The organism is Actinospineispora eucalypti (assembly GCF_039543365.1).
GTDB lineage: Bacteria > Actinomycetota > Actinomycetes > Mycobacteriales > Pseudonocardiaceae > Pseudonocardia > Pseudonocardia eucalypti.
In genome coordinates, this window is sequence record NZ_BAABJP010000030.1 from 421,991 (window position 1) to 440,426 (window position 18,436).

Here is an 18,436-nt window from a genome sequence, read left to right on the forward strand (position 1 = left end):
ACTACTGACTGGTTGCGTGGTACCGGCCGGTGGTGGCGTGCCATTCGCGGCTGCCGCCCAGCCAGGCCCAGGTGTCCGCGAGGAAGCGCACCAGCGTCGGCGACCCGGTCAGGCTCAGCGCGGAGGCCTCGGCCACGAACGTGCGCATCAGCTCGTTGTGGATCTCCACGGTGCGCTTGACCGCCTCGCGGGGCGTGCACTTCTCCTCGATCGCGATCACCCGGGGCAGGTTGAAGTCGGTGTCCGACTCGTGCGAGGCCGAGTGCAGGTCGTTCAGCAGGACGGCGGCGTCGCCGGCCATGGTGAACGCCCGCCGCACCCTGGGGTGGAAGAACTCGGTCGGCGACAGCTCGTAGCCGGCCAGCACGTCCACCAGGATCATCGGCGGCAGGTAGCTGTTCAGGTGCCGCTGCACCAGGTACTCCCAGACCGGCGGGGTGCGACCGTTGGCGTGCCAGTCCGCCTCCTGGTTCCACGCCACGTAGAGGATCGACATCTGGTGCTGGAAGCGGCCCAGCTGGGCCGGCGAGGTGTACCGGGCCAGGTGTTCCATCGCGGTACGGAACGCGGTGGCGATCGGCTCGGCCTCCCGGAACCCGTCCAGCTCCGGCTGGTAGCGGGCCGGCAACGGGGCCGGGTCCACGATGGCGTGCAGCTTGGCCAGCCGCGAGCCGACCACCTTGGGATCGGCGCCGAGGGACACCTCGTCCACGTAGTAGTCGTCCGCCGCCCACTCCGCGACCACGCACTTGGCCGCCGCCAGCAGCCGGTCCGGGTCCTGCGCGGCCGGGTGGGTCAACATGATCAGCCGGCCGAAGTTACAGGTGCGCAGCCGGTCCAGCGCCCCGGGGTAGATGCCGACCTGGTCGGCCCATTCCACCAGCCGCTCGTTGACCTCCTCCCCCAACGCCGGGTCGTCGCGCAGCGGGCCGGGGCAGAACAGCTCCGGCATGTCGTCCTCCCCGGCCGGCGCGGGCTCCTCGGGCACGAACCGCCGCAGCGCCGAGGTACCGAGGCCGCCGGCGAACCGGCGCACCAGCGAGGCGGCCGCCGGCTCCGGCCGCAGCACGGTGGCCAGCTCCGCCGACGGCGCCCCGGCCATGTCCGCCAGCACCGCCGCCCCGGGGGAAGTCACAGCGGTGAGGCTCATGCCGCTCCTCCGAGTTGGACGTTCTCCAGGGCGCCGAGCGCCGAGGGCACCAGCACCGCGGCGGAGAAGTAGGTGCTGACCAGGTACGAGCTGATGGCGCGGTCGTCGATGCCGAGGAACCGCACGCTCAGCCCCGGACGGTGCTCGTCCGGCAGGCCGGTCTGGCGCAGGCCCACCACGCCGTTGTTGTCCTCGCCGGTGCGCATGGCCAGGATCGTGGTGCTGCCGTCGGCCTCGATCGGGATCTTGTCGCAGGGCAGCATGGGCACCCCGCGCCAGGCCATCTGCGGCGTGCCATCCACCTCGACGCCCTCCGGGTACAACCCCCGGCGGGTGCACTCGGCGCGGAACGCGGCAATGGCCCGGGGGTGCGCCAGGTAGAGCCGGGTCTTGCGGCGCCGGGCCAGCAGCCGGTCCAGATCCTCCGGGGTGGGCGGCCCGGTGCGCGCCTGCACCCGCTGGCTCAGGTCCACGTTGTGCAGCAGGCCGAAGTCGCGGTTGTTCACCAGCTCGTGCTCCTGGCGCTCGTTCAGCGCCTCGAAGGTCAGCCGCAGCTGCTGCTCGACCTGGTCCATCGGCTCGCTGTACAGGTCGGCCACCCGGGTATGCACACGCAACACGGCCTGCGCGAGGGACAGCTGATACTCCCTCGGCTCCGGCTCGTAGTCCACGAAGGTGCCAGGTACCGGCACCTCGCCCACGTGTCCCGAGGCCAGGTCGATCACCGCCTCGCCGTACTTGTTGCGCACGGGCAGCCCGTTCGCCGTCGCCGTACCCAGGTGTTCGCGCAGCTCCGGGTCGGCCTCCCGCCAGCGCTCCCAGGCCCGCCGGGTCAGCGCCAGGGTGATGCAGGGGGTCACCGCCCGGTAGCCGAGCCGCCAGTGGCCGCCGCCGACCAGTTCAGTCGCACCGAAGTGGTCACCGCCGGTGAGCGTGCCGAGCAGCGACTCCGCGCCGTGCTGGGTGCTGCCGAGCTGGTCCACCTTGCCGTGCGCGAGCAGGAACAGTTGCTCCGCCGGCGTGCCGGCGGAGGCGATGGTCTCCCCCGCCGCGTACTCACGGCGTTCGAACGCGTCGGCCAGCGCCTCCAGCGGCGCATCGGTGGGCAGTCCGCGCAGCGGCGCCAGCTCGCGCAGCTCGGCCGGTATCACCCGGATGTCCTCGCCGGTGCTGACGAAGGTCACCCGGCCGTCGCCCACGGTGTAGGTCAGCCTGCGGTTGACCCGGTAGGTCCCGGCGTCCAGGTCCAGCCACGGCAGGCTCCGGCACAGCCAGCGCGGTGTGATCGCCGGCGTGTGCGGGACCGTCTTCGTGGTGGTGCTGAGTTTGCGGGCGGCGCCGGTACTGAGGCTCCGCGGCGGCGCCGCTTCGGTCGGCTCGAGCAGCTCGGTCAAGTCATCCCTCCGAGTCGGTGCGGCCTACCTCGACGTCCTCGAGCACCGCCAGCGCGTCCGGCACCAATACCGCGGCGGAGTAGTAAGCGCTGACCAGATACGAGGTGATCGCGTTGTCGTTGATGCCCATGAATCGGACGGACAGGCCGGGCTGGTACTCATCCGGAATTCCGGTCTGATGTAGCCCGACAACGCCTTGGTTTTGTTCACCGACGCGCATTAGCATCACCGAACTGGCATGGCTCTCGGACACTGGGATCTTGTTGCACGGGAAGATTGGAATATCCCGCCAGGCGGGTATCTTGTGGCCGCCGACATCGACCCCGGTGGGATAGATGCCACGTTTGGTGCATTCCCGGCCGAATGCCGCGATCGTGCGCGGGTGGGCCAGGAAGAAGCCGGGCTCCTTCCACACCATGGCGAGCAGCTCGTCGAACTCGTCAGGGGTCGGCGGGCCGTTGCGGGTGGGCACCCGCATGCCCATGTCGGCGCTGTGCAGCAGGCCGAACTCGCGGTTGTTGACGATCTCGTGCTCCTGCCGCTCGCGGAGCGCCTCGATGGTCAGCCGCAGCTGCTGGTCCAGCTGGTCCATCGGCTTGTTGTAGAGATCGGCGACCCGTGTGTGCATGCGCAGCACCGTCTGCGCCACGGACAGCTCGTACTCGCGCGGGGCCAGCTCGTAGTCGACGAAGGTGCTCGGGATGGCCGGCTCGCCGGCGTGCCCGGAGGCCACGTCGATGGCCGCCTCGCCGTGGTCGTTGAGCACCCGCCCGTCGGTGCCCGGACCGGCCTCGACGTGCGCGCGCAGCGCTTCGGACCGGTCCAGCTGCTCCGCGAAGGCCCGCTTGGACAGCGACAGCACGGTGCACCTGGTGACCGCCCGGGCGGTGAACTCCCAGATCCCGTCGGACGCGGCGAGCTCCTGGTCACCGAAGTAGTCCCCGCCGGCCAGCACCCCCAGCCTGGTCGGCTCGCCGTACTTGCCGACGCCGGCCTTGTCCACCTTGCCGTGCGCGATCAGGTGCAGCGCGTCGGCCTGGTGGCCGAACTCCACGATCACCTCGCCCTGGGCGTACTCGCGCTGGGTGAACCGCTCGGCCAGCGCCGCCAGGATGGCCTCGCTGTCCGGGTCCTGGAAGTCCCGCAGCAGGGCCAGCTCGCGCAGCTCCCCGGGCACGACGCTGACGTTGTCGCCGACGTTGGTGAAGGTCAGCCGGCCGTCGCCGACCACGTAGCTGAGCCGCCGGTTGACCCGGTAGGCACCGCCCGCCGCCTCCACCCAGGGCAGCTTTCGCAACAGCCACCTGGAGGTGATCCCCTGCATCTGCGGGACCGACTTGGTGGTGGTCGCCAGGTTGCGCGCGGCCGCCGTACTCAGGCTCTGCGCCGGCTGGTCCGTATCAATCTGCGTGCCCGGCTCCAGTACTTCGGTCAAGGCCTGCTCACACCTTTCCTCTTTGCGTGGACCCACGGGTCAAGAACGGCGAATAGCTGAACAACAATTGACGTCGGGCGGGAATCACGAAAACCCGCTGGGCGGCTTGATCGAGCTTCTTCAGAAGCAGCGCGAAACGTCTTTCTGCGGCGCACAGTTAAGCAGAGTAGACAGCCGAGCGGGAGAGGTTCCCGGGCAGTAACCCTCAGCCGAGTGACGCGGTTGAGTCACCCGTGAAAGCTGAGAATGGCACCCTGAAAGAGATTAAGTAAACTCATGAATTGATATAATGAGTTTGACCGATCCGAGTACCTATACCCGGGATGGGAAGAGGACACGGATAGCCGGTACGGTCACACCCATGGAGATGAAGCTCGAGGTGATCGGCATCCCGGTGTCCGACGTGGACGCCGCGAAGGCGTTCTACGTCGACCGCATCGGCTTCAACCTGGACCACGACATCCGACCGACCGAGGGCATGCGGGTGGTACAGCTGACCCCGCCGGGATCGGCCTGCTCGATCGTGATCGGCGAGGGCATGCCGCTCGGCGAGCCCGGCGCCACCAAGGGCGCACAGCTGGTCGTGCAGGACATCGACGCCGCCCGCGCGATACTGGCCGAGCGGGGCGTGGAGATCACCCCGGTGCAGCAGCTCGGCCCAGAGGGCGCCCCCGGATCCCGGTTCGCGTTCTTCGCCGACCCCGACGGCAACGGCTGGTCCCTCCAGGAGATCAAGCGCGGCTGAGCGCCACGGTCGGCTCAGCAGCGCCGGCAGCGGCACCCAGTTCAGCCCCTAACCTGATTCAGTCGGTTTGGCACGGTGATTCAGTCGGTTTAGCACGGTGAGTCGGTCGGCTTGGCAGGGTGATCCGGTCGATCTAGAGCCTGTTCAAAGTGTGTCGGTCCGGGCCGAGGAGGGACCGGTGCCGGTTTAAGAGACCGACTTGGACGGCGCGGCGTGGAACTCTGCCGCAGCCGCGGTGCCGCCCGGCGGGTTCTCGTTCGTTCCACGACCAGGACCCACGGGCCTCTGGCCGCCTCGCGCTGTCCTTGACGCTGCCGTGGTGGCTGGGCCGGGGCCAGGCGGTGGGTGATCGTCGTCTCGGGCGGTGTCGCCGCGATTTTCGCGGTCGTACCGCCACAAGCAGCGATCAAGGTCGCCCGAGCGCGGCTCTACCGCCAGAAACGACGATCACCCACCGCCTGACCCCGGCCCGCCGTTCCTCGTGGCGATGAGGCAGGCACCGGCCGCCCGAGGATGAGGTGACGGCCTCCCCGTGCGCGGCGGCCCGGATGTCATGGTGACCAGGTGATCGGTGATCAACAGGCAGTCAGCGTGATTGTGGTGGCCGACAACGACCCCGACTGCCTGATGATCAAGCAGCCTCCGGATACCGGCGCCCGTGTCGCACACACGAGGCGCCACCGCGGCCGCGACGGAACTCCCCCGCCGTATCGTCCAGGCGGCCTTCAACTCCGTTCAAACCCGGCGGGTCAGCACTCCGAAACACGTCATAGCAAGGGTGACTCAACACCAGAAGTGACCGAACCAGCCTGCTCAAGTGACTGAATCAGCTAGAGCTTGCGGCTGAGCAGGGATGCCTCGGCGGCCAGTACCGGGACGAAGGCGCGGTGCATCTCGGCGGCGGTTACCCGGGCGCTGGAGGCGCTCACGCTCATCGCCGCGACGGTGACGCCCCGGGCGTCGCGCACCGGCACCGCGACCGCCCGCAGGCCCAGCTCCAGTTCCTCGTCGCTGGTGGCGTAGCCGTCCGCACGGGCGGCGCGCACGATCGCGGTGAGCTCGTCCGGCGCGACCACGGTGTGCGTGGTGCGCCGCTCGCGCCCGCCGGCCGCCAGGTACGCGGCCACCTCTTCGTCGGACATCCCGGCCAGCAGCACTCGCCCGGTGGCCGAGCAGTGCCCGGGCAGCCGGGCGCCGATCCGCACCCCGGTGGACACGATCCGCTTCGCCTCGGCCCGGGCCACGAACACCGAGCCGCCGTCCTCCCACACCGCGAGCGAGACCGACTCGGTGAGCGCGTCGCGGGCGGCCGTCAGGTGCGGGCGGGCCAGGGTGGGTAGGGACGCGGTGTCCAGGTAGGCCCCGCCCAGGCGCAGCATGCGCGGCGTGGGCCGGAAGTTCTTCCCGTCGTGGGTGAGGTAGCCCAGGTCGGTGAGGGTGAGCAGGCAGCGCCGGGCGGCCGCCCTGGTGATGTCCGTGCGCTGCGCGGCCTCGGCCACGGTGAGCCGGGAGACCTGCCCGAACGCCTCGATGACCGCCAGCCCCTTGGCCAGGCCGGCCATCCCCTCCGGGGCGCGCTGAGAACCCGGACGGTTGACACCGTCCGGCGACCCTGGTTCTACTGTTCGAGAAACGGGCATTGCGTTCGTTATACGAACAATTGCGACGCCTGTCAAGGGCGCGCACGAGGAGATCCGCCGATGGCCACTGTGATGTCCCCAACCGAGCTGCCCAAGTGGCCGAGCACCCCCACCCGGGTCCCGTACTGGGTGTTCCAGCGCGAGGACGTCTACGCCCGCGAGCAGGAGCGGCTGTTCCGGGGGCCGCACTGGAACTTCGTCTGCCTGGAGAGCGAGGTCGACGCGCCGGGCCGGTTCCGGGCCAGCTTCCTCGGGGACCTACCGGTGATCGTCGCCCGGGACCACGATGGCGAGCTGTACGGGTTCGAGAACCGGTGCGCCCACCGGGGCGCCCTGCTCGCGCTGGACGACCGGGGCACCGCCAAGGACTTCACCTGCGTCTACCACGCCTGGTCGTACAACCTGCGCGGCGAGCTCACCGGGGTCGCCTTCCAGGACGGCATCAAGGGCCAGGGCGGCATGCCGGCCGGCTTCTGCCGGTCCGACCACGGCCCGCGCCGCCTGCGCCTGGCGGTGGTGCACGGGCTGGTCTTCGCCAGCCTCTCCGAGGACGTGGACGACGTCGAGGACTACCTCGGCGAGGAGATCTCCGACCGGATCGAGCGGGTGCTCGGCGGGCGCACACCGGTGATCATCGGCCGGTACACCCAGATGTTGCCCAACAACTGGAAGCTGTACGTGGAGAACGTCAAGGACTCCTACCACGCGAGCATCCTGCACCTGTTCTTCACCACGTTCGAGCTGAACAAGCTCAACATGCGCGGCGGGATCATCGTCAGCGAGGACGGCGGGCACCACGTCAGCTACTCGGCGATCGACCGGGAGGCGGAAAAGGACGCGTCGTACACGGACATCCGCTCGGACAGCGGCTACCGGCTGGCCGACCCGTCGCTGCTGGACGGGTTCAGCGAGGTCGGGGACGACACCACGCTGCAGATCCTCTCCACCTTCCCGGCGTTCGTGCTGCAGCAGATCCAGAACTCGGTGGCGGTCCGGCAGATCCTCCCCCGGGGCGTGGACCGCACCGAGCTGAACTGGACACTGCTCGGCTTCGCCGAGGACACCCCGGAACAGCGGAGGGTCCGGCTCAAGCAGTCCAACCTGGTCGGCTCGGCCGGCTACATCTCCATGGAGGACGGCTGCGTCGGCGGGTTCGTGCGGCGCGGGGTGGCCGGCGCCGGGGACCAGGAGGCGGTGGTCGAGATGGGCGGCGAGTCGTCGGCGTCCAGCGAGAGCCGGGTGACCGAGGCGTCCATCCGCGGCTTCTGGAAGGCCTACCTGAACGCGATGGAGCTGTCGTGACCAGCGCGTACGAGCGGATCGCCCGCGCGCAGGCCGCCTACGCCCGGTGCATCGACGCCGACGACCTGGAGCGCTGGCCGGACTTCTTCACCGAGAAGTGCTTCTACCTGGTCACCAACGCCGACAGCCACCGCGAGGGCCTGGAGGCCGGGATGATCTGGGCCGACAACCGGGACATGCTGGTCGACCGGGTCACCGCCCTGCGCGAGGCCAACATCTACGAACGGCACAGCTACCGGCACATCCTCGGGCAGCCCTTCCTGCTGGACGAGGCCGACGGCGAAATCCGTGCGGAGACGCCGTTCCTGGTGGTGCGGATCATGCGGGACGGCGCGAGCGACCTGTTCGCCTCCGGCCGCTACCTGGACCGCTACGACCTGGAGCCCGAGGAACCCAAGCTCGCCGAACGCGTGGTCGTCTGCGACAGCTCGCGCATCGACACGCTGCTGGCGCTCCCGCTGTGAGCAGGGTGATTCTGAGCATCGGGGACCCGAACGGGATCGGCCCGGAGATCGCGGTCAAGGCCGCGCGGCAGCTCACCGCCGAGCCGGAGCTGGCCCCGGTGCTGGTCGGGAGCGTCGCCGTGGTCGAGCCGTGGGCGAAGGTGTTCGGCGCGCGGGTCCGCGAGCTGGACTCCGCCCGGGAACCGGAGCCCGGGCTGGTCGACGTGCTGCCCGTGCCAGGGCCTACGGCGCGGCCCGGAGTGGTCAGCGCCGAAGCGGGCGAGGCGACCGTCGCCAACCTGCGCGCGGCGGTGGCCGCGGTCCGGGCCGGGCTCGGCCGGGGCATCGTCGCCGGCCCGCACTCGGAGACGGCGGTGAACGCGGCGGGCATCCGGTTCGACGGCTATCCGGGGCTGCTCGCCGACCTCGCCGGCGTGCCCCGGGACCGGGTGTTCCTGATGCTGGTCGGCGGCGGGCTGCGGGTCGTGCACGCCACGCTGCACGAGCGCCTCGCCGACGCGCTGAGCCGGCTGTCCGCCGACCTGGTGGTTGCCGCCGGGCTGGCCGCGGCCGAGTTCCTGCGCACCCGGGGGGTCGTCGCTCCGAGGCTGGGCCTGTTCGGCATCAACCCGCACGCCGGCGAGGGCGGCCTGTTCGGCGGGGACGACGCGCGGGTCACCGAGCCGGCCGCCGAGCGGCTGCGCGGCGAGGGCCTGCGGGTCGTCGGGCCGCTCGGGGCGGACGTGGCGCTGGCCTCGCCGGTGGTGCGCGGCGAGCTGGACGCCTGGGTGGCGATGTACCACGACCAGGGCCACATCCCGGTCAAGGTGCTGGCCGGGCGGACCGCGAGCGCACTGACCGTGGGCGCCGGGCTGGCCTTCTCCAGCGTCGGGCACGGCGCCGCCTTCGACATCGCCGGGCGGGGCGTGGCCGACCCCGAGGCGGTGGTGCGGGCGATCCGCCTGATCGGGACACCGGCGGCGGCGCCGGCGGGGAGGGTGCCGGCGTGAGTCACCAGGTCCTGGTCAGCGGCACCGAAATCCGGTTCCCGTGCGAACCGGGCGAGACCGTGCTGGCCGCCGCCGAGCGCGCCGGCTATGCGCTCCCCTACTCCTGCCGCAAGGGGGTCTGCGCGAGCTGCGAGGGCGGCCTGGTCGCAGGCTCGGCCGATGTGCGCGGGCGCGGGCCGGTGCACGGGCGGGGGCCGGTGCGCGGCCGCGCCGAGGAGGTGCTGCTCTGCCAGACCCGGCCGTGCACCGACCTGGAGGTCGCGGTGCGGCGGGTCTCCCGGAGCGCACCGCCCGAGCGGCGGACCGTCCGGGCCCGGCTGCACAAGGTCACCGCACCGGCCCCGGACGTCGCGGTCCTGCAGCTGCGCTTCCCGGCCGGGGTGCGGGTGCCGTTCCGCGCCGGCCAGTACCTCACCGTCGCGCTGCCGGACGGCGACACCCGCAACTACTCCATGGCCAACCCGCCCGGGCGCAGCGACGGGGCGCTCCTGCACGTGCGGCGGGTGCCGGACGGCCGGTTCTCCGGGCCGTTCCTGGACGGGCTGGCCAGGGGTGACGTGCTCACCGTGGAACTGCCGTTCGGCGAGTTCGGGGTGGACGACTCCGCGTGCCCGGTGCTGCTGGTGGTCACCGGCACCGGCTTCGCCCCGGCGAAGTCGATCGTCGAGCACCTGGCCGAGCGGGGCGGCGGGCGCCCGGTGTGGCTGTACTGGGGCGGCCGGCGCCCGGCGGACCTCTACCAGGCCGACCTGGCCGGCCGCTGGGCCGCCAAGTACGAGTGGTTCCGGTTCGTCCCGGTGCTCTCCCGCCCGGACCCCGGCTGGGCCGGGCACACCGGCTACGTGCAGGACGCCGTGCTGCGCGACCACCCCGACCTGCGCGGACACCTGGTCTGCGCGTGCGGCGGATCCGCGATGACCTCGGCCGCCCGGAAGGCGTTCCTCGCCGCCGGGCTGCCCGAGGAGCGGTTCGTCCACGACACCTTCGTAGCTTCCTCCGGAAAGGGCCGATGATGTCCCTGGAAACCCACACCGTGCGCCTGCCCGAGTTCGTCGACGACCGGCCGGTCGGCCGGTTCCAGTACGGCGTGATCGGCCTGTGCGGGCTGGTCATGTTCCTGGACGGCTTCGACACCCAGGCGATCAGCTACGCCGCGCCGCACATCGCCAAGGAATGGGGCCTGACCAGCGCGGTCCTCGGCCCGGTCTTCTCCTCGGCGCTGGTCGGGCTGATGATCGGGTACCTGGCGCTGTCCCCGCTCTCCGACCGGTTCGGCCACCGCCGGATGATCATCGTGGCCACGGCGGCATTCGCCGTGTGCACCCTAGGCGCGGTCTGGGCCGGCGGGGTCGAGGAGCTGATGGTGCTGCGCTTCCTCACCGGGCTGGGCCTGAGGGCCGCGGCACCCAGCTGTGTCGCGCTCACCGGCGAGTTCAGCCCCAAACGGCTGCGCGCCACGTTCGTGCTGGTCATCTACTGCGGGTTCTCCCTGGGGTTCGTGGTCGCCGGGCTGGTCGCCGGGTGGCTGATCCCGGCGCACGGCTGGCGGTCGGTGTTCTGGGTCGGCGCGCTGCTGCCGCTGGCGCTGGTGCCGCTACTGGTGCTGTTCCTGCCGGAGTCGCCCGTGCACCTGATCCGCCGGGGCGCCGACCGGGAACGGATCGCCGGGGTGTTCCGCCGGATCGACCCCTCGCTGCCCGGCGAGCCGGCGTTCGCCGCGCCCGCCGAGGACACCGGCCGGCGCGCCGCGCTGAGCAGCCTTTTCACCCGCCACCGGGTGCTGGGCACCGCGCTGCTCTGGTTCGTGTTCGCGATCAACCTCGGCGAGTTCTACGCCCTGCAGAGCTGGCTGCCCACCATGCTCACCGACCTGGGGCACGCGATGAGCACCGTCGTCGCGGCCACCACGCTGACCACGGTCGGCGGGATCGCCGCCGCCTTCGTCACCGGGCCGGCCATGGACCGGCTCGGCGCGTACCGCACGCTCGGGGTGTTCTACCTGGCCGGCGCGGTGTTCGTGGCGGCGACCGGGCTCGCGTTCGGCGCGCCGCTGTGGCTGCTCATGACCGCCAACTTCCTGGCCGGCTGCGCGATCAGCGGCGGGCAGAAGAGCCTGATCGCGCTGGCGGCGGTGTTCTACCCGGCCTCCATCCGGTCCACCGGGGTGGGCTGGGCGCTGGGCATCGGGCGGGTGGGCGGAATTCTCGGGCCGATCGTGGTGGGCGGGGCGCTGGCCGCGCAGTGGTCCGCGCGTGGCATCTTCCTGGCCATGGCCGTGCCGGTGCTCGCCGCCGGGCTGGCCGTCCTGTTCCTGCACCGCCGGTACGCTGAGGAGGCCCCCACGTGAGCACGTTCGTCCTGGTACACGGCGCCTGGTGCGACGGTTCGGTCTGGCGGCAGGTGACCCCGCCGCTCACCGCGGCCGGCCACCGGGCGGAACCGATCGCCGGGCTGCCCAGCGGCGGCCCCGAGCTGGCCGACCTGGCCGCCGACGCCAAGCACGTGCGGGCGGTGGTGGACGGCCTGCCCGAGGGCGAGGACGTGGTGCTGGTCGGCCACTCCTACGGCGGGATGGTGATCACCGAGCTGGCCGACCACCCCCGGGTCCGGCACAGCGTCTATCTGGCCGCGTTCCTGCCCGGCGCCGGTGAGTCGATCATGGATCTGCGCTCCGAGCACACCGTCGAATGGGTCGTCCCGGCCCCGGCCGGCGCCGCGCTGCGGGTCACCGGCGACCCGGAGGTGGCCCAGCTGGTGATGGCCGCCGACCTGCCGGCCGACCGGTTCGCGGAGTTCTTCGCCGGTCTGCGCCAGCAGTCGATCGCCAGCTTCACCAGCCCCAGTGGTGCGCCCGCCCGGCACCACCCGGTGACCTACCTGCTGTGCTCCCGGGACGAGTCCATCCTGCCGGCGAACCAGGAGCGGATGGCCGCCGGCGCGGACCGGGTGCACCGGCTGGACGCCGGGCACATGGTGATGCTCTCCCGCCCGACGGAGGTCGCGGAGCTGCTGCTCGGCGTGTGATGCTGGCCATACCCGGACCTCAATGTGGAGGAGAACCCCGTGTCCCGTCTTCGTTTCGGCATCTTCATGGCCCCGTTCCACTCGCCCGTCGGCCAGGACCCGATCTCCGCCTACGAACGTGACCTGGATGTGCTGCGGCTGCTGGACAGGTACGGCTACGACGAAGCCTGGATCGGCGAGCACCACTCCTGCGGACACGAGATCATCCCCGACCCGATGATCTTCATCGCGCACGCGGCCAACCACACCCGGCACATCAAGCTGGGTACCGGGGTGGTCTCGCTGCCGTACCACAACCCGCTGTGGGTGGCCGATCGCGCGATCTTCCTCGACCACCTCACCCGGGGCCGGTTCATGCTCGGCCTCGGGCCGGGCGCACTGCCCACCGACGCCACGATGATCGGCATTACCCTGGAGGAGCAGCGCGGCGCGCTGGAGCACGACACCGACGTGCTGATGGCGCTGTTGCGCGGCGAGACGGTCTCCGCGCAGACCAACCGGTACACCCTGGTGGACGCCCGAACCCAGTTGGTCCCGTACAGCGACTTCGACGTCTCGGTCGCGGCGATCGCCTCACCGACCGGGCCGAGGACGGCCGCCAAGAACGGGCTCGGGCTGCTGTCGGTGGGCGCCACCGCCCGCGAGGGTTTCGACGCGCTGGCCCTGCACTGGGACGTGATGGAGCAGCGCGCCCCGGAGTTCGGCCACCGGGCGGACCGGTCGAAGTGGCGGCTGGTCGGCCCGATGCACCTCGCGGACACCCGTGAGCAGGCCATCGAGGATGCCCGCTTCGGCCTGGACGCGTTCTGCGAGTACACGCAGGAGGTGGTGGCCGCGCCGCACTTCCGGGCCGCCGGCAGCACCTTCGACGAGCGGGTGGCCTGGGTGAACGAGACCGGGCTCGGCGTGATCGGCACCCCGGCGGACGCGATCGCGCAGATCGAACGGCTGGACAAGCAGTCCGGCGGCTTCGGCGCCTACCTGCTGATGCACCACGAGTGGGCCAACCCGGAGGCCACGGCCAAGAGCTACGAGCTGTTCGCCCGGTACGTCAAGCCCCGGTTCCAGGGCTCCACCGAACGGCTGGAGCGGGCCGAGCAGTTCGGCCGGTCCCGCTGGCAGGAGCTGGACCAGCGGCAGGCCAACGCCATCCAGGAGGCGACCGACCGCCACCAGAAGGAGCGCGCCGAGGCCGGCGGCTGAGCGCCCGGACCAGGGAGCCGACCGCGTCGGTCCGCGTCAGCGGCCCTGGAAGTTGGCCTCCCGCCGCTCGACGAAGGACTGGATGCCTTCCTTGAAGTCCTCGGAGGCGAACACCTGCGCCCGGATCGCCGGGATCTCCGCGATGGCCGCGCGTTCGGCGGCCTCCAGGTAGGAACGGGCCGCCCGCTTGGTAGCCCGCAGCCCCAGCGGGGCGTTCTTGCAGATCGCCCGGGCCAGCTCGAGCGCGCGGTCGATGTGGCGGCCGTACGGCACGACCTCCTGCACGAAGCCGAGCTCCAGTGCGCGCTCGGCATCGAACTCGTCGCACAGCATCAGGTGGTACATCGCGTTGCCCCAGCCGGTCCTGGCCAGGTAGCGGAAGTGGGCGCCGCCGAGCGGGGCGATGCCCCGCCGGGACTCGATCTGGGCGAACCGGGCGGTGTCGGCGGCAACCACTATGTCGGCGGCCAGCGCGATCTCGATCCCGACCGTGAAGGTGATCCCCTGCACCACGGCGACCACCGGCTTGTCGGTGCGCCGCCCCAGCCCGAACGGGTCAACCTTGTCCTCGGGGACGCCCTTCCAGGTCGCGTCCGGCCCGAAGAACTTGGGCATGTCCAGGCCGCCGGTGGTGTGTTCACCGGCCGAGCAGAGCACCGCCACCCACAGGCCGTCGTCCTCGTCGAACGTGGTCAGGTGGGTGGCCAGCTGGTCCATCATGTCGGGGCTGTAGGCGTTGCGCTTCGCCTGGTTGTCGACGGTGATCACGGCGATGTGCCCGTCGGTGGCCATGGTGACCTTGCCCGGCTGCTGGGTCATGGAGGAACCGTATCGAGTTGAGTTTCTCAACGCAACTCAGAGCGAATGTCACATTCCGGCGGGCCGTCCGGTCTATTGGCCATGAGCATCAGCGGTCAGCGGGCGGTCACGGCGGTACTCGGCCTTTCGGCGGCGTTCGTCGGGCTGTGGGCGCAGTTCGCGCCGATGTCGTTCTACGAGTCCTTTCCGCTTCCCGGACGGCACTGGGTGTCCGGCATCGGCGCCTACAACGAGCACCTCATCCGTGATGTGGGCGGCCTGTACCTGGCGCTGTTGACGATCAGCGCCTGGGCGGTGCTGAGGCCGCGCCGGGAGACGTTCCGGCTGGCCGGGGCGGCGTGGTTCGTGTTCAGCCTCCCCCACCTGGTGTTCCACCTGTTCCATTTGCAAGGCCTGCCGGCCATCGACCAGGTCGGGAACGTGGTCGCCCTCGGCGGCACCCTGGTCCTGGCGTTCCTGCTGCTCCTGGTGGACCACTCGGCGACCAGGGCCGGTTCGTCGGCGCCGCCGAAGGTGTAGGCGGGCGAGACGACCGGCTCGGCCTTCTCGACGTGCACCAGTACCGCCTCGAAGGCCGGGTAACCAAGCCCGTTCAGGTCGAGCGAAGGGCGCACACGTCACTCCGGTTGCCTGCCAAACCATGGTCAACAGGACATGGGGGTCGCCCCGGGGCACCTGAAGCGGCCCTCATGTCCTGTTGACCATGGTTCGGGCCGGTGCCCGGCTCGCCGGCCGAGGCAACGAACGCAACGGCCGCCACCCAAGGCCACAACAGCCCCCGCGGCCGTCCAAGCGATCTCTGAACCGGCACCGCACCCGGAGGCCACGCTCCTGCGCACCGGCGGGTCGTCGTAAACCAGGTTGGCGCGCCGCACGAACCGGGCTTCGGCCAGCCGGGGTCAGGGGCTCAGGGAGGCGGTGAGTGTGCCGGCCATCTGCCGGCCCAGTTCCTCCGGGGTCTGCGGACCATCCGGGCGGTACCACTTGTAACACCAGTTCACCGCGCCGAGGCACATGTTCACGTACACCTTCGGCGCCATCCCCAGCCGCACCCTCGGGTGTTCCTCGAGGTGCCGCTCCAGGGCGGCCACGAAGAAGCGCTCGAAGGCGCGGCGGCGGCGCAGGACCTCCTCGGCCAGCTCGGCGGGCAGCTCGTGCTCCTCCTCGAAGCAGACCTTCAGGAGTGCCTGGTGTTCGCAGGTGTAGACCACTCGGGCGGCGATCAGGTCGCGGACGGCGTCCAGCGGGGAGGCCGCGTCGGCGACCGTGCGGCGGGCCAGCACCAGGCTCTCGTCCAGCACGTCCGAGTAGATCCGCACCAGCAGCTCTTCCTTGCTGCGGAAGTAGTGGTAGAGGGTCGGCTTGGACAGCCCGACCGCCGCCGCGATCTCGTTCATCGAGGTGGCCCGGAAGCCGCGCCGGCTGAAGATGTGCGCGGACGTCGAGGTGACCCGCGCGCGCTGCTGGTCGGCGCGGCTCACCGCCGTCTCGGTCATGCCCACCTCCTGTCCGTACGGACCGTACTTGACACAACCGGCGCCATCCGACTCTACTGATTCGACCGCCCGGTCGGTCGGGAAATTCGGGAGCGCGCTCGGAGGCAGCATGAGCTGGGAGCTCGACCAGGTTCACCAGGACTTTCAGGCCAGCTGCCGAGCCTTCGTGGACCGGCAGGTGCGCCCGCTGGTCGACCAGGCCGAGTCCGCCGGCGAGTTTCCCGGCGAGCTGTGGAAGCAGTTCGGCGCCGCCGGGTTCCTCGGCCTGGTGAACCCTGGAGAGGACGGTGGCGCGCTCGCGGTGGCGCTGCTCGCCGAGGAGCTGGCCCGGGCCAGCGGGGGCATCGCGGTCACCGCGCTGGTCAGCGCGTACATGGCCGCGCCCCACCTGGTCCGGCACGGCACCGCCGCGCAGCGGGACCGCTGGACGACGCCGCTCACCGCGGGAGAGGCGGTGGCGGCGATCGCGGTCACCGAGCCGGGCACCGGCTCGGACGTGGCCAGGGTGGCCACCACCGCGCGGCGCACCGACCGGGGCTGGGTGCTGAACGGCCGGAAGATGTTCATCACCAACGCCGGGCTGGCCGACCTGATCGTCGTGGCCGCCCGCACCGGGGCACCCGGGCGACAGGGGCTGAGCCTGTTCCTGGTCGAGCGCGGCACACCCGGCCTGAGCCTGGGCAACCCGCTGTCGAAGATGGGCTGGCACGCCTCGGACACCCGCGAGGTGCTGCTGGACGACGTGGCGCTCCCGCTGGACGCGCTGCTCGGCGCGGAGAACCGGGGCTTCTACCAGATCATGGAGGGGTTCCAGCTGGAACGCGTCGCGCTGGCCGCCATGGGGATCGGGCACGCCGCCGAATGCCTCGACCTGGCCGGCGACTACGCCCGCCGGCGGGAGGCGTTCGGCGAACCGCTGACCGCACTGCAGACCGTCCGGCACCGGCTGGCCGACATGGAGGTGCGGCTGGAGGCGGCCCGGCTGGTGACCTACCAGGCCGCCGCCCGGCTGGACTCCGGGCACCCGGAGGCGGGGCGCGCGGTGGCCCGGGCGAAGTACCTGGCGGCGATCGCCGCCAACCAGATCGTGGACGACGCGGTGCAGCTGTTCGGCGGCGCCGGGTTCGTCGAGGAGTCCGCGGTGGCCCGGCACTACCGGGACGCCCGGATCCTGCGCATCGGCGGCGGCACCGACGAGATCCAGCTGGAGATCCTGACCCGGGGCATGGCGTGAGCGCCCAGACCGAGAACGGCGCACCCACCCGAGCCGACGTAGCCGATGCCGCGAGCCGCGCGCGCCGGGGCGGCGACCCGGCGCGCTGGCCGGACAAGCTCCCGGTGCGGGACCGCCTGGCGGTCCTGTTCGACCCCGGCACCTTCGTCGAGGACGGGCTGCTGGCCGGCGCGGCCGACGCCGACGGAGGTCTGCCGGCCGACGGGGTGGTCACCGGGGTGGGCCGGGTGGACGGGCGCCCGGTGGCGGTGATCGCGCACGACTTCACCGTGAAGGCCGGTTCCTGGGGCGAGCTGACCTGCGAAAAGCAGATCCGCATCCTGGAGCGGGCGGACCGGGACCTGTTGCCGGTGGTCTACCTGGTCGACTCGGCCGGGGGCCGGCTGACCGACCAAATGGGCTTCTTCCCCGGCCGTCGCGGCGCCTCGGCGATCTTCAACCTGCAGGTCCGGCTGTCCGGGCGGGTGCCGCAGCTGTGCTGCCTGCACGGGCCGTCGGCGGCCGGCGGGGCGTACATGCCGGCGTTCTGCGACTGGGTCGGCATGGTGGCCGGGAACGCGTCCATGTACCTGGCCAGCCCGCGCGTCGCGGAGAAGGTCACCGGGGAGCGCACCACGCTGGAGGCGATGGGCGGCGCGATGATGCACGCCGAGGTCTCCGGCTGCGGCGACGAGGTGTTCGACGCCGACTGGGAGGCGATCGCGGCGGCCCGCCTGCTGCTGTCCTACCTGCCCGACGACTTCCGGTCCGCCCCGGCCCGGAAGCCGGCGACCGACCCCGAGAAGGCCTGGCCGGCGGGCCTGATCCCGACCGACCCGAACGTCGCCTACGACGTGCGCGAAGTGGTCGACCGGGTGGTGGACGCCGGCACGTTCTTCGAGGTCAAGGCCCGCTGGGCGCAAGAGATGGTGGTCGGGCTGGCCCGGCTGGACGGCCGGGTGGTGGGCATCGTGGCCAACCAGCCGAAAGTGCGCAGCGGGGCGATCTTCGTCGACTCGGCCGACAAGGCCACCCGGTTCATCTCGCTGTGCGACGCGTTCAACGTCCCGCTGGTGTTCCTGCAGGACGTGCCGGGATTCATGGTCGGGGTGGAGGTGGAACGGCAGGGCATCATCCGCCACGGCGCGAAGATGATCGCCGCGATGGCCTCCGCCGAGGTGCCGAAGTACACCGTGGTGCTGCGCAAGGCCTACGCCGCCGGCTACTACGCCATGTGTGCCCCGGGTTTCCAGCCGCGGGCCACGCTGGCCCTGCCGACCGCGACGATCGGCCCGATGTCCGCCGAGGCCTCGGTCAACGCGGTGTACGCGAACAAGATCGCCGCCATCCAGGACGAGGCGGAACGGGCCGCGTTCGTGGCCGCCCGCACCGCCGAGCAGCGCGCCGACATCAACCTGCTGCGCATGGGCGGCGACCTGGTGGTCGACGCCGTGGTCGAGCCGGAACGCCTGCGCGGGGAGCTGTCCGCGCGCCTGGTCGACGCCGACCGCTGGAGCCGGGAGACCGGCCGCCGCCACCACCCGATCAGCCCCGTCTGACCC

17 protein-coding genes are annotated in these 18,436 nt (G+C 71.4%); 11 read left to right on the forward strand and 6 right to left on the reverse strand.

All coding sequences use genetic code 11. From position 1 onward, the window contains the following. Position 1: 1 nt before the first annotated feature. Genes ABEB12_RS27080 through ABEB12_RS27090 form a run of 3 tightly spaced genes read right to left on the reverse strand, consistent with a single transcriptional unit; the run spans position 2 to position 3,979 of the window. Positions 2 to 1,150 (reverse strand): family 2 encapsulin nanocompartment cargo protein terpene cyclase, encoded by a 1,149-nt coding sequence (locus ABEB12_RS27080; protein ID WP_185062576.1) that lies wholly within the window; start codon positions 1,148 to 1,150, stop codon positions 2 to 4. Then, entirely contained in the window at positions 1,147 to 2,544 is a 1,398-nt protein-coding gene (locus tag ABEB12_RS27085; RefSeq protein ID WP_185062577.1) for a family 2B encapsulin nanocompartment shell protein, read from the reverse strand. The genes ABEB12_RS27080 and ABEB12_RS27085 overlap by 4 nt, the downstream gene beginning before the upstream one ends. 1 nt (position 2,545) lies before the next feature. Then, the gene (locus ABEB12_RS27090; RefSeq protein WP_425572277.1) at positions 2,546 to 3,979 is read right to left on the reverse strand and encodes a family 2B encapsulin nanocompartment shell protein; all 1,434 of its coding nucleotides are present in this window, start codon (positions 3,977 to 3,979) and stop codon (positions 2,546 to 2,548) included. Positions 3,980 to 4,340: 361 nt separating this feature from the next. Here ABEB12_RS27090 and ABEB12_RS27095 point away from each other — a divergent pair, with 361 nt between their 5' ends. Continuing rightward, positions 4,341 to 4,724, forward strand: a complete 384-nt coding sequence (locus tag ABEB12_RS27095; RefSeq protein ID WP_185062578.1) for a VOC family protein — start codon at positions 4,341 to 4,343, stop codon at positions 4,722 to 4,724. An 830-nt stretch (positions 4,725 to 5,554) separates the two neighbouring features. On the opposite strand, the gene ABEB12_RS27100 is transcribed toward ABEB12_RS27095, so the two are convergent. Further along, positions 5,555 to 6,286 carry an IclR family transcriptional regulator domain-containing protein gene (locus tag ABEB12_RS27100; RefSeq protein WP_185062579.1) on the reverse strand — a complete coding sequence of 244 codons (732 nt, stop codon included), beginning with the start codon at positions 6,284 to 6,286 and terminating at the stop codon, positions 5,555 to 5,557. Between the two features lie 138 nt (positions 6,287 to 6,424). Between ABEB12_RS27100 and ABEB12_RS27105 the strand changes: the two genes are divergently transcribed. Genes ABEB12_RS27105 through ABEB12_RS27135 form a run of 7 tightly spaced genes read left to right on the forward strand, consistent with a single transcriptional unit; the run spans position 6,425 to position 13,346 of the window. Then, positions 6,425 to 7,666: a Rieske 2Fe-2S domain-containing protein gene (locus ABEB12_RS27105; RefSeq protein WP_185062580.1), complete on the forward strand. Its 1,242-nt coding sequence runs from the start codon at positions 6,425 to 6,427 to the stop codon at positions 7,664 to 7,666. Next, a complete protein-coding gene (locus ABEB12_RS27110) occupies positions 7,663 to 8,130 on the forward strand; it encodes an aromatic-ring-hydroxylating dioxygenase subunit beta (protein ID WP_185062581.1) in 468 nt (155 codons plus the stop codon). The genes ABEB12_RS27105 and ABEB12_RS27110 overlap by 4 nt, the downstream gene beginning before the upstream one ends. Continuing rightward, a complete protein-coding gene (locus tag ABEB12_RS27115; protein WP_185062582.1) occupies positions 8,127 to 9,119 on the forward strand; it encodes a 4-hydroxythreonine-4-phosphate dehydrogenase PdxA in 993 nt (330 codons plus the stop codon). Before ABEB12_RS27110 ends, ABEB12_RS27115 begins: the two co-directional genes overlap by 4 nt. Further along, positions 9,116 to 10,132, forward strand: a complete 1,017-nt coding sequence (locus ABEB12_RS27120) for a 2Fe-2S iron-sulfur cluster-binding protein (RefSeq protein WP_185062583.1) — start codon at positions 9,116 to 9,118, stop codon at positions 10,130 to 10,132. The genes ABEB12_RS27115 and ABEB12_RS27120 overlap by 4 nt, the downstream gene beginning before the upstream one ends. Continuing rightward, positions 10,132 to 11,466 (forward strand): MFS transporter, encoded by a 1,335-nt coding sequence (locus ABEB12_RS27125; protein ID WP_185063102.1) that lies wholly within the window; start codon positions 10,132 to 10,134, stop codon positions 11,464 to 11,466. Before ABEB12_RS27120 ends, ABEB12_RS27125 begins: the two co-directional genes overlap by 1 nt. Then, positions 11,463 to 12,143, forward strand: coding sequence for an alpha/beta fold hydrolase (locus ABEB12_RS27130; RefSeq protein ID WP_185062584.1), 681 nt, complete (start codon positions 11,463 to 11,465; stop codon positions 12,141 to 12,143). Before ABEB12_RS27125 ends, ABEB12_RS27130 begins: the two co-directional genes overlap by 4 nt. 39 nt (positions 12,144 to 12,182) lie before the next feature. After that, complete coding sequence (locus ABEB12_RS27135; protein ID WP_185062585.1) at positions 12,183 to 13,346, forward strand: LLM class flavin-dependent oxidoreductase; 1,164 nt, start codon at positions 12,183 to 12,185, stop codon at positions 13,344 to 13,346. 36 nt (positions 13,347 to 13,382) lie between these two features. On the opposite strand, the gene ABEB12_RS27140 is transcribed toward ABEB12_RS27135, so the two are convergent. Continuing rightward, complete coding sequence (locus tag ABEB12_RS27140; protein ID WP_185062586.1) at positions 13,383 to 14,165, reverse strand: crotonase/enoyl-CoA hydratase family protein; 783 nt, start codon at positions 14,163 to 14,165, stop codon at positions 13,383 to 13,385. Between the two features lie 81 nt (positions 14,166 to 14,246). Here ABEB12_RS27140 and ABEB12_RS27145 point away from each other — a divergent pair, with 81 nt between their 5' ends. Then, complete coding sequence (locus ABEB12_RS27145) at positions 14,247 to 14,684, forward strand: hypothetical protein (RefSeq protein WP_185062587.1); 438 nt, start codon at positions 14,247 to 14,249, stop codon at positions 14,682 to 14,684. Positions 14,685 to 15,064: 380 nt separating this feature from the next. Here the strand turns inward: ABEB12_RS27145 and ABEB12_RS27150 are convergent, their stop codons facing one another. Next, positions 15,065 to 15,661 carry a TetR family transcriptional regulator gene (locus tag ABEB12_RS27150; RefSeq protein WP_185062588.1) on the reverse strand — a complete coding sequence of 199 codons (597 nt, stop codon included), beginning with the start codon at positions 15,659 to 15,661 and terminating at the stop codon, positions 15,065 to 15,067. A 109-nt stretch (positions 15,662 to 15,770) separates the two neighbouring features. Here ABEB12_RS27150 and ABEB12_RS27155 point away from each other — a divergent pair, with 109 nt between their 5' ends. Then, positions 15,771 to 16,895, forward strand: a complete 1,125-nt coding sequence (locus ABEB12_RS27155) for an acyl-CoA dehydrogenase family protein (protein WP_185062589.1) — start codon at positions 15,771 to 15,773, stop codon at positions 16,893 to 16,895. Continuing rightward, positions 16,892 to 18,433, forward strand: coding sequence for a carboxyl transferase domain-containing protein (locus ABEB12_RS27160; protein ID WP_185062590.1), 1,542 nt, complete (start codon positions 16,892 to 16,894; stop codon positions 18,431 to 18,433). The genes ABEB12_RS27155 and ABEB12_RS27160 overlap by 4 nt, the downstream gene beginning before the upstream one ends. Positions 18,434 to 18,436: the final 3 nt, after the last annotated feature.

What these genes read in the sequence shown, in the direction of transcription:
- ABEB12_RS27080 (WP_185062576.1), bottom strand. Translation starts at nt 1,150, where the DNA reads ATGAGCCTCACCGCTGTGACTTCCCCCGGGGCGGCGGTGCTGGCGGAC.
- ABEB12_RS27095 (WP_185062578.1), top strand. Translation starts at nt 4,341, where the DNA reads ATGGAGATGAAGCTCGAGGTGATCGGCATCCCGGTGTCCGACGTGGAC.
- ABEB12_RS27100 (WP_185062579.1), bottom strand. Translation starts at nt 6,286, where the DNA reads ATGGCCGGCCTGGCCAAGGGGCTGGCGGTCATCGAGGCGTTCGGGCAG.
- ABEB12_RS27105 (WP_185062580.1), top strand. Translation starts at nt 6,425, where the DNA reads ATGGCCACTGTGATGTCCCCAACCGAGCTGCCCAAGTGGCCGAGCACC.
- ABEB12_RS27125 (WP_185063102.1), top strand. Translation starts at nt 10,132, where the DNA reads ATGTCCCTGGAAACCCACACCGTGCGCCTGCCCGAGTTCGTCGACGAC.
- ABEB12_RS27140 (WP_185062586.1), bottom strand. Translation starts at nt 14,165, where the DNA reads ATGACCCAGCAGCCGGGCAAGGTCACCATGGCCACCGACGGGCACATC.
- ABEB12_RS27145 (WP_185062587.1), top strand. Translation starts at nt 14,247, where the DNA reads ATGAGCATCAGCGGTCAGCGGGCGGTCACGGCGGTACTCGGCCTTTCG.
- ABEB12_RS27150 (WP_185062588.1), bottom strand. Translation starts at nt 15,661, where the DNA reads ATGACCGAGACGGCGGTGAGCCGCGCCGACCAGCAGCGCGCGCGGGTC.
- ABEB12_RS27155 (WP_185062589.1), top strand. Translation starts at nt 15,771, where the DNA reads ATGAGCTGGGAGCTCGACCAGGTTCACCAGGACTTTCAGGCCAGCTGC.